14 protein-coding genes and 1 pseudogene are annotated in these 14,191 nt (G+C 46.3%); 4 read left to right on the top strand and 11 right to left on the bottom strand.

The genetic code is table 11. The features are described from left to right. Nucleotides 1-997: 997 nt before the first annotated feature. Nucleotides 998-1,480 (top strand): hypothetical protein, encoded by a 483-nt coding sequence (locus B3157_RS11115; RefSeq protein WP_292590548.1) that lies wholly within the window; start codon nucleotides 998-1,000, stop codon nucleotides 1,478-1,480. Here B3157_RS11115 and B3157_RS11110 read toward each other — a convergent pair. The 9 genes from B3157_RS11110 to B3157_RS11070 all read right to left on the bottom strand — a co-directional run bounded on the left by B3157_RS11110 (nucleotide 1,454) and on the right by B3157_RS11070 (nucleotide 10,567). After that, nucleotides 1,454-2,038 carry a GNAT family N-acetyltransferase gene (locus B3157_RS11110; protein ID WP_292590546.1) on the bottom strand — a complete coding sequence of 195 codons (585 nt, stop codon included), beginning with the start codon at nucleotides 2,036-2,038 and terminating at the stop codon, nucleotides 1,454-1,456. The genes B3157_RS11115 and B3157_RS11110 overlap by 27 nt on opposite strands. Continuing rightward, a complete protein-coding gene (locus B3157_RS11105; RefSeq protein WP_099829528.1) occupies nucleotides 2,019-2,348 on the bottom strand; it encodes a hypothetical protein in 330 nt (109 codons plus the stop codon). The genes B3157_RS11110 and B3157_RS11105 overlap by 20 nt, the downstream gene beginning before the upstream one ends. A gap of 1 nt (nucleotide 2,349) precedes the next feature. After that, nucleotides 2,350-3,891: an exodeoxyribonuclease VII large subunit gene (locus B3157_RS11100; RefSeq protein ID WP_292590543.1), complete on the bottom strand. Its 1,542-nt coding sequence runs from the start codon at nucleotides 3,889-3,891 to the stop codon at nucleotides 2,350-2,352. A gap of 87 nt (nucleotides 3,892-3,978) precedes the next feature. Further along, nucleotides 3,979-4,740 (bottom strand): SDR family NAD(P)-dependent oxidoreductase, encoded by a 762-nt coding sequence (locus B3157_RS11095; RefSeq protein WP_292590541.1) that lies wholly within the window; start codon nucleotides 4,738-4,740, stop codon nucleotides 3,979-3,981. Between the two features lie 420 nt (nucleotides 4,741-5,160). Beyond that, a complete protein-coding gene (locus tag B3157_RS11090) occupies nucleotides 5,161-5,532 on the bottom strand; it encodes a DUF6672 family protein (protein WP_099829525.1) in 372 nt (123 codons plus the stop codon). Nucleotides 5,533-5,536: 4 nt separating this feature from the next. Then, the gene (locus tag B3157_RS11085; protein WP_099829524.1) at nucleotides 5,537-6,676 is read right to left on the bottom strand and encodes an ABC transporter permease; all 1,140 of its coding nucleotides are present in this window, start codon (nucleotides 6,674-6,676) and stop codon (nucleotides 5,537-5,539) included. Then, nucleotides 6,673-7,716, bottom strand: a complete 1,044-nt coding sequence (locus B3157_RS11080) for an ABC transporter permease subunit (RefSeq protein WP_292590538.1) — start codon at nucleotides 7,714-7,716, stop codon at nucleotides 6,673-6,675. The genes B3157_RS11085 and B3157_RS11080 overlap by 4 nt, the downstream gene beginning before the upstream one ends. Continuing rightward, the gene (locus B3157_RS11075) at nucleotides 7,709-9,313 is read right to left on the bottom strand and encodes a sugar ABC transporter ATP-binding protein (RefSeq protein WP_099829522.1); all 1,605 of its coding nucleotides are present in this window, start codon (nucleotides 9,311-9,313) and stop codon (nucleotides 7,709-7,711) included. The genes B3157_RS11080 and B3157_RS11075 overlap by 8 nt, the downstream gene beginning before the upstream one ends. Before the next feature lie 78 nt (nucleotides 9,314-9,391). Beyond that, nucleotides 9,392-10,567 carry a DUF3798 domain-containing protein gene (locus B3157_RS11070; RefSeq protein ID WP_292590536.1) on the bottom strand — a complete coding sequence of 392 codons (1,176 nt, stop codon included), beginning with the start codon at nucleotides 10,565-10,567 and terminating at the stop codon, nucleotides 9,392-9,394. Between the two features lie 258 nt (nucleotides 10,568-10,825). Between B3157_RS11070 and B3157_RS11060 the strand changes: the two are divergent. From B3157_RS11060 to B3157_RS11050, 3 genes and pseudogenes are all read left to right on the top strand, one after another. Next, a pseudogene (locus B3157_RS11060) lies at nucleotides 10,826-11,706 on the top strand (AEC family transporter). A 116-nt stretch (nucleotides 11,707-11,822) separates the two neighbouring features. After that, nucleotides 11,823-13,109, top strand: coding sequence for a patatin-like phospholipase family protein (locus B3157_RS11055; protein WP_292590531.1), 1,287 nt, complete (start codon nucleotides 11,823-11,825; stop codon nucleotides 13,107-13,109). 3 nt (nucleotides 13,110-13,112) lie between these two features. Then, the gene (locus B3157_RS11050) at nucleotides 13,113-13,700 is read left to right on the top strand and encodes a hypothetical protein (RefSeq protein ID WP_292590529.1); all 588 of its coding nucleotides are present in this window, start codon (nucleotides 13,113-13,115) and stop codon (nucleotides 13,698-13,700) included. Here B3157_RS11050 and B3157_RS11045 read toward each other — a convergent pair. Together B3157_RS11045 and B3157_RS11040 are read right to left on the bottom strand one after the other, a co-directional pair. Further along, nucleotides 13,697-13,870, bottom strand: a complete 174-nt coding sequence (locus B3157_RS11045; RefSeq protein WP_292590528.1) for a LemA family protein — start codon at nucleotides 13,868-13,870, stop codon at nucleotides 13,697-13,699. The genes B3157_RS11050 and B3157_RS11045 overlap by 4 nt on opposite strands. A gap of 11 nt (nucleotides 13,871-13,881) precedes the next feature. Beyond that, nucleotides 13,882-14,109: a LemA family protein gene (locus B3157_RS11040; RefSeq protein ID WP_292590526.1), complete on the bottom strand. Its 228-nt coding sequence runs from the start codon at nucleotides 14,107-14,109 to the stop codon at nucleotides 13,882-13,884. Nucleotides 14,110-14,191 lie beyond the last annotated feature (82 nt).

The following is a 14,191-nucleotide window of genomic DNA, read 5'->3' as shown; positions in this document are numbered from 1 at the left end:
TTAAGAGCAGAAAACCCGTTCTACGCTGTGAAAAGCCAAAACCCTGGACACGCCTTCAACGCTCTTTTCCATTCTTTGTCAAAGAAGAGAGAACGGCTAACGCAGAATCGTTCCCGCATCTTGGAACTGATTTTTCCTTTCGGAGAACGGAGAACCGTTAACGTATAACCGTTCTTGCAACTTGCATCATGGAACTTGCAACTCTCGGTCTTGGAGAACGGAGAACCGATAACGGACAACCATTTTCTTATTCAACTTCCAAAATTGAACTTACAACTGTTTCAAAGATCGAGATCCTGGCCAGAAGCGTGCCAGGATGACCTGAAGCAAGAAAAGACTGTCATTCCGCAGTGCTACTAGAAAGAGCGGTTATAAATTGTTCGTTATTGGTTGTTGATAAGAGCAAACAAGAAAAGAAGCATTAAAAGTCGTTTCGCTCTGAAATGCTTCCACGTCATGTCATCCCGTGATGGGTCTGCACGGGATCTGGTCTTATGAACGACCCAAGGACCGAGAACCTGGCCAGAAGCATGATAGTGACCTGAAGTAAAAAAAGAGCGTCATCCCGTAGAGTTTGCCCTAAAAAGCTTGCCCCAATATGCTCCTGTTTAGGGCCTGCCCCAATGAGCCTGCCTTAAAATGCTCCTGTTTGGGGTCTCCTGTTAATGGCTTCGAGTAAGAGCGGTTCTTGGTCGTTCGCTTTTGGTTGTTGGTAAAATCAACCAAAGGAAGGAAGCGCTACTCTTCGCTAAGCGGGAATCGCGTCCCCAGACGTTTTTCCCAGCATCACTTCCGGCGATGCTCTTCGCCGCATCACTTCTGTTCTTGCTCTTCTCGGAGGACGGGTCCATGATCTTGGGCGAAGGACCAAGGACGGCTTTTATCCTCATCCCTGCTCTAGCAGAAACTCTGAGTGACTCATAAACTGCACAGGTGTAACATTGAAAGTTTTGAAGTATTATATTTCTTAGGTAATGCTGCAAAGGGAGGTCATGAAATGAAAGAAGAGAATGTAAGGAAAGAGTCAAAGCTAAGTCAGGTTTTTCTTGGAATAGTGGTCATAGCTCTTGGCTTGATGATCATTTTTGTCCCTGCAATGATGTCAAACTTCTGGCTATTGTTCATCTGGCTTCCGGGGATCATAATGGAGTACAACGCGATCAAGAATAGAATCGACGGACTTCTGGTTCCCGGTGGCGTGTTGCTTGTTGTGGGGTTGGCCTTGACTCTGGGAGTTGTCTTTCCTGGATTCTACGACAGCGGCGGGTGGGGACTCTTCGTTCTTGCGCCGGCATTTGGGTTATTCCAACTTTACTTGGCAGGCGGAAAGGGCCGCTCTCCTCTGTTGATTCCTGTCGCGATACTTGCAGTTGTCGGAGTTATTGCCCTAATACCTTCTTCATTTTCGCGATGGGCAATGATCGTTGTGGGAGCAGTCTTGATTGTGTTTGGTCTACTTGTTCTCTTCAGAAAAAAGTGACTTTACGTCACGACCCATTTGGTAGAAATCGAAGTATTTGTCGTCTATTCGCATATATCTCTTAAGTGTTCCTTCGATTTCAAATCCCAGTTTAGAATAGAGGCATCTAGCTCTGTCATTGTCTGATCGCACCTTTAGGCCGATCCGAGTTATTCCGCTGCTTTGTGCATGCTCAAATGCGAGCTCTATGAGGGTCTTTCCAATGCCCATTCCCCAGTAAGGCTTGCTTACAGACAGTGCAATCTCTGCCCAGTGGTTGATGCGCTGTTTTGAGCCTCCTTGCATTGTGATCAGTCCAATAAGCTTGTCTTCACATTCGGCCACCGCCATCAAGCTGTTGGCCTGTTCGTTAAACGATGCGATTATCTGTCTTTCAGCCTCTTCACTTAAGGTCAACTCGTTTCTTCCGAAACTCAGATAATCAGACTCTCCGGCAATGAAATTGATGTAGGCGAGTATTCTCCTTGCATCTTCTTTATCTGCGGTTCTAAACAAACAAATGCGGTCATTTTTAAGAACTCGCTCTTTCAAGACTCTTCTAGAAGGGGAGCTTTTCATCCTCGTCATCTCCGTCTGTCGGCAGCTGCATTTCTTCAGAGGACTCTGTCTCAATTGAGGCCAAAAAGCTTGAGTACTGTCTGTCCAATTCTTCCTTTTCCCTTTTAAGGGTTATCAGTCTCAGGCGAGCTGCGGTAAGAAGCTGAATTGCTTTCTGATAAGCCTTGAGTGCAACCTCGACATCTATCTGAGAGTTGCTTCTGAAATACTCGTCGATAGATCTTATGTATCCAAGCAGCTTCTTGAAATCCATAGAGTTTATTTGCTCTTCTTTCAGCTTCAAGACTGATTCTAACGTCTTTTCATCCATGTCACACCTCCGATTTGACTTCATCTATGGTAGTCTTTGCCTCTCCATCTTTGAAAACGCAGTCCAGTGAGTCGCCTGCCGAAACGGCCTTCGCGCTGTTGATTATCAAGCGACCTCTTTTCAACACCACTCCACCGAAAAGCAATGATGCGGCGTAGCCCCCATGGAGTGTAAGTTCATCAAATAGTTTATCCAGATCATCTCCTGAATTCGCTATTAGGTCATCGAACAACCTGGTTACTCCCTTGTCAAGTGTTTCAACGAGTATTCCGGAATTCATGAGATGTTTCTCAAGACTGTTTCCGAATCCTCTGTGATCAAGACGACTCTCGGCAAACGCCAGGTTTCTTTGTATCGAGCTGTCGGCACTATTTACCAGAGCGTCCGTTAATGCGAAAATCTCATTCATGCCTCTCTCAATCGAGAGGACGTATCTAGCCGGATTGAACGATCCAAGATCGTTCATCGCAAGGAGGATTCTGTGAGTAATCGTTCCTGAAAGAACTCTGGATCCATCTTCAAAGAACTGGTCCGTGCGATTGATGGTTTCTCCTATCCTATCGGCTATGAACTGGAGTCTATCGGGTCCTGTCTCGTTCTCGGCCCTTTCGAAGAGCCACTCAATCTCATCTCCCATCAGATCGGAGAATTCACTCAGGGTATCGACGTAATCATTTACCTGTTCACTTATTCCACGTGCAACTGCAGTAGGAGTATCAAAACGCTTCCAGGCAACGAAGTCAGGTATAGTAACGTCTCTTTCATGGCCAATAGCACTCAGTACTGGGCAATACTTCTTGTTGAATTCCGAAATTGCCATTCCTAGTTCAAGACTATCGAAATACATCAAGTCGCTCGCAGAGCCGCCACCTCTAGTCAGAACAACTACGTCGTATTTCACCGGACAGGATGCGATCTTCTTCAGAGCGGAAAGAACTCCGGGGACGGTTCGGTTGCCCTGCATATATGATTCGTAGAGATGCACTACGGGCTTGTATGGGTAGTTGACGGAGAGATTCGAGAAGAAATCCCCCAGTCCAGCTGCAGTAGAAGAAGAGATCACAGCAACTCTCTTTATAGGAGGCAGTTCGCCTAGATCATGCTCTTCAATTCTTAGAGCTTCCTTTTCCTTCAGGGCAAGGTAGATTTCCCTTCTTCGCGCAGTTATATCGGACTCTCCTATTGGAGCTATCGTATCTATCCATATCGAGAAACTTGCCCGGGGTTTGTAGAAGCTAAGCGTTCCTTCGAAGAGCCACTTCTTTCCCTTTATCTCAGACGAGCTCTTCACCGCCAGCTGTTTTCCCATTCTTGCGAAAGCCGCTTTTCCGGAGATCATGCTGAGGTCTATTCTCCTCTTTGTTCCCCGTTCTTCATAGTCTTGAGAGACACTGATGTAGACGTAGTTGCCTCTAACAGTTAAGTTAGTAACGTCGGCTGGAAACTTCACCGCGAGGTTGTTCAAGCCGGCACTGGTCAAAATCTTTCTTACGTGCTCAAGCATCGTGTCGAGATCCTTGAATTCTAGCGTCGCCTCTGCCATAAGCAGTTCCTCCAATGATCATTCTCTTCCATTATAAAAGAAGAGGACGCCGGAAGGCGTCCGCGAATTGGACATCAATCAACAGCTCTACCTTGCCGTGTATCCACCATCAACCATAAGCGATTCTCCATGAACGAAAGATGCTTCGTCACTTGACAAGAAGAGAACTGCGTTCGTCACTTCTCTTGGCTCTCCCAGTCTTCCTATTGGATGCAGTCCGACTAGCATGTCGTACATGTCAGTTCCCTCTTTCATTCCGGATGCTTCAAGTAGAGGAGTCTTTATGAAAGCAGGATTTACGGCGTTTATCCTGATATTCTTGCTTGAGTATTCTAGAGCTGCCGCTTTTGTCATACCGACAACTGCATGCTTAGCGGCGACATAGGCAGAGGCGTTGTTGAAACCAACCTTACCAAGGATCGAGGAATTGTTTACAATTGCTCCCCCGCCTTGCTTAAGCATCTGCTGGATTTCATACTTCATTCCGTAATAGACACCAAGCAAATTGATCGAAATCACTCGCTCCCAGTCCTCTTCGGGGTACTCAGATAGAGGAAGAGAAGGTCCGCCTATCCCTGCATTGTTGAATGCAACGTCAAGCCTTCCGAACTTCTCGACAACAGATTCGACGATTCTCTTCGTCTCCTGAGCGCTCGAAACGTCATGTTTCATGAACAGGGCCTTTCCCCCTGCATCATTTATCTCTTGAGCGAGTTCTTTGCCCTTTTCTTCATCAACGTCCGTAATGACAACTTTCGCTCCTTCCTCGCTGAAGGCCCTGGCGCTATCTGCACCAATCCCGGAACTCCCGCCTGTAATGAGCACTACTTTCCCTTCGAATCTTTTCATGTTCTCCCTCCTTTCACTCCATGTTACCGCCGATAGTTTTTCTCGGGTATATTATTATATCACAAAACTGCTTATGCATGAAGATGAACGAAGAGTGTGGTCGGTTTTTGAAAAGATTATTCAAGAGAGTCTTCGAGGTCTGCAATCTAGCGCGAAGGAGGCGGCTGATCTCTTGTTTCTTCAATCAGTTCTATGAAAATTGGAATAGGAATATGGCGGGAAGAACGAACTCTTCGAGATTTGTTGCTCGGCGGAATCGACTGTCCTGCAATTGAGAGTGAGGGAATGCAAAACGTCTTTTCCTCAGCGATCAGCACTTCGAGTTTGCACAGTGAAAAGGGGCCAAACAAGGTTTATGTTTGGCCCCGTAGAGCAATTATTGGATCAACTAAGTGATGTGAGCATTGTGCTTGCAGTAGATCACTCTATTGCAAGCCATCCATCCTCAAGCTCAAATAACGCTACAAGATTCACTACGGCGGTATCGTTGGGCGCCAAGTTGAATTTGCGTACAACTTCTCTTGTGGTACCGTCAGGGAGTTTCTCGATAGCCGTTATCTTGTGCCATGGACCGGGTGTGTTCGCGACTTTTCTCTTTCCCTTCCCAACTTCGCCGAGGTCCACATCATCAACGATTACATCAATTGGATTAGTAGACTTGTATTCTACGCCGTTGATAACTATGTCTCTATTGTCAACGAAGACACGGTGTTCCTTGCCAATCACGTAGAGAAAGAACCCCAAGGCAACCAGCACTACAACAAGGGCAATCCTAATCACGTTTCTTTTCATAAAATCACCCTCCAGTCCTTTCTTCGATCGCGGCCTTTATGGCTGCCTTTGCCTGTCTACGTTCGGTCTCTTTCTCGACCTGCCTTCTCCAAGCATAAAGAGCAAGCGAGATTGCAATTATTCCATACGAGACAAACACTCGGAAGAACTCTCCAATTTGAGCCTGGCCGAGAAGTTCTTTGCCGGCTCTTGGAGCGACAATGAAGGTGAGATGGAAGAGTGTGATTCCAATGAAAACATTCGGAATGGTTGCTTTGGCGACTGAAGCACCTCCAATCAGGAGGGCGGCAATGGCAAAGGTTCCAACCTGATCGTGTGAGTTGTAAGTGTTTATTGTGCCTATGTTTTGAAGGAATATTATCTGACCAAAACAAGCCAAAACTGTCGAGATGACTATTGATAGTGTCCTCGTCCGATCGACGTTTATACCCGCAGTTGCGGCCACCTGCATGTCTTGTCCTACAGCCCTCATATCTTGCCCAAGCTTTGTTCTTGTGAACCAGAAGACAAAGATACATAGTGCAGCAATGATTGCGAAGAGTCCAAGCGGGATTATTACACCGCCGACTTGAATCGACCACATATTATCAAGAGCTTTTCTGATAGTTAGTAGGTCGATCGCGTTTCTAACTCCGTATCCGCGTGGTAGCAACAGCTTATTGCTTGTTATCGGTATCACACTTCCCATACCATAAAGAATGGTTAGTTGATAGATACCGTTTATGAAAAACCCGAGAATCATCGATGTAACCATCTCTCTACCTTTTGCTCGGTTGAGAATGCTTCCGGCAAGAAGACCAAGGAGGATCGCTATCGGCATTCCTACTAGCATGGCCAGGACAACGCCTGGAATTCCAACTACTCCCCAATCTAACATGAATATCAAGCCCATTTGACCAGCCATGGCGCCCAAAACAATGCCAAAGTTCAATCCCATACCGGCCATTACTGGTATAAGCAAAGATATGACCAGGAAGGAGTTTCTTCCAAGTCTTGTTATGATTTCATTTAGGAGGTAATCAGTCGAGAACCCCGACAACGGTACTGCGAATATCAGGAGAATTATGAAAAGTATTGGGACCGCATTGGATATTGCAAATCTTACCAATGGGTTCTTTGCTCGTGTTAAGCTCTGATCCTTCATTTTGTCACCTTCGTTCTTCTCGTCAAAGCATAAACGATCATACCGTTGGAGACGATTATTCTTATTACCTCTGACATGTCACTCTTAATCAAGTTGTTCATAACAGATGGAGTCATCGTCAGAATACCTTGAAAAAGAAATGCTCCTATAATGACATTGCCCATAGATGCTTTTGAGACAGATGCACCTCCCAGCAGCAAAGCGGCTACTGCAGGAAAAGCCATTAGTAGAGGTGCCATATAAAGCTGAATGAACCCGAAGCTCTGCTCATAGACTAGAATTCCTACAGCGGCGATTATTGTCGAGATTACGACTGATAGAATTCTCATCCTATCGACGTTTACACCTGCAGCCTTTGCGTAAATGGGATTCGATCCTGCTGCAGTCATAGCGGTTCCCAGCTTAGTCTTAAAAAAGGCCCAGACAATAAGCGCCATTAGACCAAAGAAGAGAACCGTTCCAGTCGGGAAGAAGAAATTCCCTATTTTAATACTAAGGAAATTATTTAGAACTCCAAGCCAATAACCTTCGACACTTATGGTGGTTCTCAGTCCAGAACCGCCGTACCCCCAGATCATGTTAGGACTCTTGTATGGCAAGAGAAGCCACATCATACTCATGAAGGCTACAGAAGAGAATCCGACATACGTTGCAACGACCATTTCATCGCCCTTTACTCTGTTAAGCAGAAGTCCGTAGAAGAACCCCAGGATTGCGGCGATGGGGATTGCGATTCCTATCGCCGTTAGAAATCCCGCAAGGCCAGTTACTCCAAGTTCGATACTTGTGACCGCTCCGATTAGTCCGGCAATGACGCCCAACTGCATACCAAAGTTCAGTCCACAACCTGACTGGACCATAGGAACAAGTGAAAGCACGAGTACTGAATTCATCGCGAACCTAACGATTGTATCGCTGATCGAAGTGCCAACACTTATGTTAACGAATGGAGCAATTACAAACATGGAAAGCAGGAAGAGAGCGATTATTACTCGAGGCCAGCCGGCCTTATCTATCAACTTCCTTATACTCTCAAGCATTTGCCTTCACCTCTTCCTGTTCACCTAGCATTAACAGCCCGAAGTCGGCAGGGTCAGCAGTAGGCAGAAGGATTCCCGCGATCTTTCCTTCATCAACTATCGCTATTCTGTCACATATTGAGCGTAGCTCTTCAAGCTCGGAAGACGTCATGATTATGGTTGTTCCATGCTCCTTGTTCTGTCTTCTAAGAGTCTCGAGGACAACGCTCTTTGCACCGACATCGATTCCTCTAGTTGGCTCAGATACGAAAAGAAGGTCGGGTTCAAGAACAAACGCTTTGGCAAGACAGACTTTCTGCTGATTGCCTCCGGAGAGCTCTTTTGCATTTTGCCTTTCACTGACACACTTTATCTGAAGCGATTCCACATATTCTCTGGCAACCCTGGAAATCTCTTTGTCATCGCGCCATTTAATGAGGCCGCCAAGTAAATTCCTGATGAACCTTCCCTGAATCTGAATTGCTGTGAATACGATGTTCAGATCTATTGGCTCATCCAGAAGAAGACCGACTCCTCTTCTGTCTTCAGAAACGAACGCGATTCCTTTGCTTAGAACAGCTACAGGGTTATTAAGCGGAAGCCTTTCGCCTTTGTAATATACTTCTCCTTCCGAAGGGAAGAGACCCATGACTCCATTTGCTATTCCGAGTTTGCCTTGACCGGCAAGTCCTCCAATACCAAGGATCTCACCTTTATGAACCTTAAGGTTGACGCTGTTTACCTGTTCACCTGGCATGTCAACCCAAAGATCTTTGATTTCGAGAACGATTTCCGATTCAGTGCTTCCCTTTGAATGCAATGAAGCAGAATCCTTAATTTCTCGGCCAACCATAAGAGAGGCAATTTCCCTCGGCGTAGTCTTTGAAGATTCCAGTTCTCGGACGACCTGCCCATCTCTAAGTACAATCAAGCGATCAGCTATTTCTAGAACCTCGCTCAGCCTGTGGGTTATGAAGATTATCGATAGTCCCAGATTGGCAAGCTTTCTCGCCGCCCTTAGCATCGTATCAGCTTCCGATTCTGTAAGAACTGCCGTAGGTTCGTCAAGGACAAGCAGTTTAGTTGACTTCCTGTCCATCTCTCTCGCTATCTCAGTAAACTGCCTGTGACCTACCGGCATTTCGCTCACAAGCATATCCGGATCAAGTTGAACCTCCAGCTTCTCTATAGCTGCTACTGCTCTCTTATGCATGTCGTCTCTATCAAGAGTTCGCAATCTCTCACCGAAGACTTCTACGAAGATATTGTAATTAGTAGATTCTCTGTTCAGTAGTATGTTCTCTGTAGCAGTGAAACCCGGGATCAATATAAATTCCTGGTGCACCATTCCTATTCCGGCTTCGATGGCCTCAAACGGACTTGCGAAATTGACTTCCTTATCATTTAGGAATATCTTTCCCTGAAAACCACCCGTCTCGTGGATGACAGGCAGACCGAAAAGAATATTCATGAGAGTAGACTTCCCAGCTCCATTTTCGCCAACCAGTCCTATGATCTCGCCCTTCCCAACTTTCAAAGTAACATCTTTCAGAACCTGGTTTCCGAAGAACTCCTTACTTATGTTCTCCATCCTCAGCAAATATTGCTTTTCATCCATGACTTCACCCCAATACCGAAGGCTAGAAAGAGTCAAGAAAAGGGGGGGGGTCGCCCCCCCCTCTTGACGTTATTCAGCTTAGAAGTTTAAGAATTTTGCAGGAACCTCAACTTCGGTGATTCCCATGTAGCCTTTGCCAAATATGTAGGTATCCTGATAGATGAGGAGATAGTTTTCCTGTTCGATTCCATTGGCATCGATGTAGTAGCTGCCATTCCAGCCCGCACCTGGTGTATATTCTGCGAAAGTGGCCATTACTGCATCAAAATCATCGATTTCACACTTGCCGTCGATAACGTTCTTTGCATGTTCAGCAAGAGCTGCCGTCGTTGTGTAACCGAGCGAGTAGGCCCATGTTCCCATTCTTCCGGCTCCGCCCTTTGCCACAACAGCCTCTTCAACCTTGGCAAGAATTGCTGGCCAGTTGCCAGTTTCTTCTTCGGTGAAGGATATGCCGAGCGCTCCGGGGTAACCCATCAGAGGAGAAGGTAGATCGGCTTCAACGAAGAATCCACCAAGCTCTGCGACTCTCTTCAGAAGAGGTTCTGTATGAGCGTCATTCGTACAGAAGAAAGCTGTGTTTACGCCGTATTCGTCAAGCCAGGCAGGGACTTTCTCCAGAATGAACTGCTGTGCGCCGGCGATTCCAACGTCTCCGACGGGATCGGGTGAACCCATGTCGATGAACTCAAGTCCGAGTTCCTCACAAGATGCTCTCATGATGTCTCTTCTCTTCGATAGAAGTTCGTAAGACATGTGCCTCGGGAAGGAGATGTGCATAAACTTCTCTGCGCCGAGCTGCTTGGCTGTGTAGATAATTAGATAGCCACGGGCAAGTGAGTCAGCATTGACTGAGAGATGGGCCGCATCGGCTAGCATTGGGGGATCTTCGTGAGGCAGACCGGCAAGAAGAAGAATGTCCGGCCTTGTCTCCCTGATTCTTCTGAAGCTCTCAACTGTTCCAGGAATAGCCTGGTTAACAATTATTGCCTTCATAAGAGGATCGTCTGCAAGACCGGTTATCTGGGCGATAACAGTCTCCTGTTCAGACATGAAGTTGTCAGGGTAGGTAAGGTGAACGATCATCCCACCGGAAGCGGCATCTCCGTATTTCTTGATCAGTGCTTCGGCACCTCTAAGATCATCCTCGGACTGAGAAACGGTTCCCGTCACAACACCAATGTGATAATTCGCGGCAAACATGAAAGCCGCACTTACAAGAACTACCAGTAGAACTAACAGTGCTTTGCGCATTCAAAAAACCTCCTTTATAAGGAATTGAGGCTGCCCTATAGGCATCCAATAATCATAAATATCTCGTGACCGAAAAAGAAGCCGGATAGCCCGGATATCAAATAGGAAAGCATAACGTTTAACGAAACTAGTTTATCACAATTCTGGGTCATTTATGTAATCACTTCGTTCTCCGCTATTCCTAATTCAAGCTGTTAAGAGCCACCTGATTTGTTTTCCTTGTTTCATTCTTTGGTATGCGGGTTTATAATCCTCCTAATGACTGAAATCACCTCGAAAGTGCTTACTTTCTTTGCGTTGATAGGAATTGGCTTCATATTGAAGAGAACTAATCTGGTTGACGATCTGTTCACAAAAGGAGTAACTAGATTCGTTCTTTACGTAACTCTTCCTGCTCTGATAGTTGATTCGATGAGTTTTGAATACTCTTACGAGATGTTTTCTTACTCCGTAATATCGTTAATTGCCGCGGCGCTCATTATACGGTTCTATGGTTTCTTGCGGTCTTTTCGGCAAAGGCGCTCAAGATTACCGACGATTCAAGAAGTGTCTTTCTCTATGCTGTTCTCTTCGGAAACGTTGCCTATATGGGTTATCCTGTCGTCGAACTAATAATCGGGAAGGAAGGAGTGTTCTATAGCGCCGTCTTCAATATCTGGTTCAACGTTCTGACCAGGACTGTCGGAGTGAGGATCATGTCACATGAGGCCTGTCTGTCAAGGAAGAAAGGCCTTCTCAATCCAGGAACGATAGCTGTTTTCGTAGGCCTTGTTCTTTTCTTCACTCCGCTCAGGCTTCCGTCATTCCTCGATGAAGCTCTTGGGCTTCTCGGGGAAAGCACTATCCCTCTGGCCATGGTAGTTGCGGGGATTATTTCGGCCAGTACGAGACTCTCCACGATATTTAAGAGCAGAATTATTGTCTTCTGCAGTCTTCTTAAGCTATGCATTGCGCCTTTGATCGTTTTTTGCCTCCTATCGTTTGTAGAACTGCCTTCTGTTGTCGAAAAGATTCTGATAATCATGAGCGCAATGCCTGCTGCAGTTAACACATCAATATTTGCAAGGATTTTCGACTCTGACTACGAGCTTTCATCCAAACTCATTGCATCTTCAACGCTCTTTTCTCTGATACCTTAGTTCCCTGATCATCTCTTTTCTTGATTGAAAAGGCGAGATATTTTCTCTTGCTTTCTATTTGGGTGCCAATAATGCTATTATCCCTCTATGAAAGCCGTCAAAGAGAGGTGTTTGCAGTGAAAAGGTCCGTTTTGATTTTGCTCCTGATTCCTGTCGTTCTGTTTTCCGGAAGTGTGGGACTGGTGCTTTCCGGAGGGGGTGCGAAAGGTGCTTATGAAATAGGTGCGTGGAAGGCTCTTATAGATCTCGGAATCGAAATAGGCGGCGTCTACGGGACCTCGGTAGGTTCCTTGAATGCAGCGGCCGTTGCCCAGGGGGACTTTGAGAAGGCACTTGAAGTTTGGAGAAACATTTCTGAAGATAGCGTTATGAGACCTACAGAGTCTCAAAGAAAACTTATCGAAGCGTGCGGAGGTAGTGATGACTGGAGTGTCGGAGAACTTTATCAGGGTGCGGTAGATGTAATAAACCGCGGTATTGATGTAACTCCACTTAAGAATCTTCTTAGCTCCGTCATCTCTGAAGAGGCAGTCAGAGGCTCGTCGGTTGATTTTGGACTAGTTACATTTGATTTAACCGATGCCAGGCCAGAAATGCTTTTTATAGAAGATATTCCTCAAGGTCTACTAATCGACTACATAATGGCTAGTGCAAATTTTCCAGGATTCCAGACAGTTGTCATTGATGGCAAGGCCTTTATCGATGGTGGAATATATTCAAATCAACCTGTTGAAATGGCAATCGAGAGAGGCTTCAAGGAAGTCATACTCGTTGATATAGGGAGAGTTGCGTTAAGGGACAGGATCGGCAAGATCAAGGCATTCTTCACCGGCACTAATCTGATTCATATCAGGCCTAGGGTTATGTACGGAAGCACGCTAGATTTCGATGCGGAGAAGACGAAGCTGCAGATAGAAGAGGGTTACTTAGACACGCTGGCTGCTTTTGGGCTGGTGAAAGGAGAGTACACCTACATATTTGAGAATAGGGATGTGTTCAGGGAAATGTTTGATTCTCTTCCTCCCCAGAAGAGAGCTGAAGCGATCAGGATTGTTAATGATCGTCAAGAGTGGGACGACCATGACAGGTTCTATTCTGAGCTGCTGGTTTCGCTGGAAAACATAATCAAGGGAGACGATCCGATGATTGCTGTAGTTGACCGATTGGCATCTATGATGAAGATTCCTTCACTGAGTCTATACAGCACTGAGGAACTTCTTGAGGCCATTAAGCTCAGTTATTCCGCAAATGGGTTTGAAGGTGATTTGAGTTCGCTAGTACCCTACGAAAGAATGCTTGAGTTTGTTCTCTTTCTGTACGACAATGCAGAAGTACCCTCGCCCCCACCGCAATTTGAACGATTCAAATCTTCCTTCATGATTTTGAATGGAGTAGAGGAGTAGAAGATGAGATGGATCATTTTAATGCTGGTTGTAATAGTCGCATTTTCCGGGTGCGTACCGATGGCACTCATGATGGGTCCGGAAATGCTGCCAATAGGGACGTTGAAACAGTCTGTCGGAATGGACCTCCTCGTTGGGTTCGAAGAATCGATTCTTGCTCCCTGGAGCTTTCAGTACCTTGCTCGCATGGGTCTCACAGAGTATCTTGAAGGCTCTCTTAGAGTTTCGATACCGAGCATCTTCATTTCTGCTCCTGCGGCAACATTGGAGGCCGGTGCTAAATTGGGAATTCCTGGCTTCAGGAATGCAGCCATTCTTGTTAGCGGAGGAGCATTCCTTGGCAAAAGGCCTAGCGGTATAAGCGGAGACGACTACTTCATACCTTTCCTAAGAGTTGCTCCAATGGCGGGCGTAAGCATCGGAAACTGGATGGTGGGAGCAAAGCTTCAGATATTCGTTGCTAGCGAAATGGGGATTATCCCCGGAGTCTTCTTGACCAACGGGAAGTTGTTTTTCGAACTTGACATTCCTTTTGTAGACAGCACTTCCAATCCAGACGGTGGCCTGTTCGGGATAGCCGTCACGTTCTAATCACCGCTCATTAGCTCGAACTCCTTGAGTCGAGCAATTCTTGCAACTACGATATCGGGAGTTCTCTCGAGCCCGGCGTTGTAGAATGTTGCAATGTTGTTGTAATAAGCTCTGGCAAGCTCCAAACGGTTTTCTGTATCGGCCAATGCCTTTTGAAGTCGTGAGACCACGCCGCTCGATTTCAGTTCGGGATAATTCTCGATGATAAGCAGAAGAGTATCTGCGCAGTCTCATTTCGTAAAGCGGCTATTCTTGTCTGTACAGCCTGTTCGTGCTTCATGAGACCGATAACAGAGGCAGAAAGCCTTGGTATCAGATCGTGCCTTCTCTTCAGCTGAACTTTAACCTGTGAGTAGCCCTGTCTAACTCTCTCACGTAGAGCCTTCAAGCTATTGTAGACGGTCCACATCCAGCTAATTAGCCGTACACCCGCTTAAGAACGAGGACCCGCTGAACGCTGTGAAGAGCAGTCCTCCGTCAGCCGTCAACGG

The organism is Mesotoga sp. UBA5557 (assembly GCF_002425715.1).
GTDB lineage: Bacteria > Thermotogota > Thermotogae > Petrotogales > Kosmotogaceae > Mesotoga.
Note: the sequence above shows the minus strand (reverse complement) of the source record. Positions and strands in the feature narration are given on the sequence as shown.

What these genes read in the sequence shown, in the direction of transcription:
- B3157_RS11090 (WP_099829525.1), bottom strand. Translation starts at nt 5,532, where the DNA reads ATGAAAAGAAACGTGATTAGGATTGCCCTTGTTGTAGTGCTGGTTGCC.
- B3157_RS11095 (WP_292590541.1), bottom strand. Translation starts at nt 4,740, where the DNA reads ATGAAAAGATTCGAAGGGAAAGTAGTGCTCATTACAGGCGGGAGTTCC.
- B3157_RS11075 (WP_099829522.1), bottom strand. Translation starts at nt 9,313, where the DNA reads ATGGATGAAAAGCAATATTTGCTGAGGATGGAGAACATAAGTAAGGAG.
- B3157_RS11070 (WP_292590536.1), bottom strand. Translation starts at nt 10,567, where the DNA reads ATGCGCAAAGCACTGTTAGTTCTACTGGTAGTTCTTGTAAGTGCGGCT.
- B3157_RS11115 (WP_292590548.1), top strand. Translation starts at nt 998, where the DNA reads ATGAAAGAAGAGAATGTAAGGAAAGAGTCAAAGCTAAGTCAGGTTTTT.
- B3157_RS11105 (WP_099829528.1), bottom strand. Translation starts at nt 2,348, where the DNA reads ATGGATGAAAAGACGTTAGAATCAGTCTTGAAGCTGAAAGAAGAGCAA.
- B3157_RS11080 (WP_292590538.1), bottom strand. Translation starts at nt 7,716, where the DNA reads ATGCTTGAGAGTATAAGGAAGTTGATAGATAAGGCCGGCTGGCCTCGA.
- B3157_RS11085 (WP_099829524.1), bottom strand. Translation starts at nt 6,676, where the DNA reads ATGAAGGATCAGAGCTTAACACGAGCAAAGAACCCATTGGTAAGATTT.
- B3157_RS11110 (WP_292590546.1), bottom strand. Translation starts at nt 2,038, where the DNA reads ATGAAAAGCTCCCCTTCTAGAAGAGTCTTGAAAGAGCGAGTTCTTAAA.
- B3157_RS11100 (WP_292590543.1), bottom strand. Translation starts at nt 3,891, where the DNA reads ATGGCAGAGGCGACGCTAGAATTCAAGGATCTCGACACGATGCTTGAG.
- B3157_RS11050 (WP_292590529.1), top strand. Translation starts at nt 13,113, where the DNA reads ATGAGATGGATCATTTTAATGCTGGTTGTAATAGTCGCATTTTCCGGG.
- B3157_RS11040 (WP_292590526.1), bottom strand. Translation starts at nt 14,109, where the DNA reads ATGTGGACCGTCTACAATAGCTTGAAGGCTCTACGTGAGAGAGTTAGA.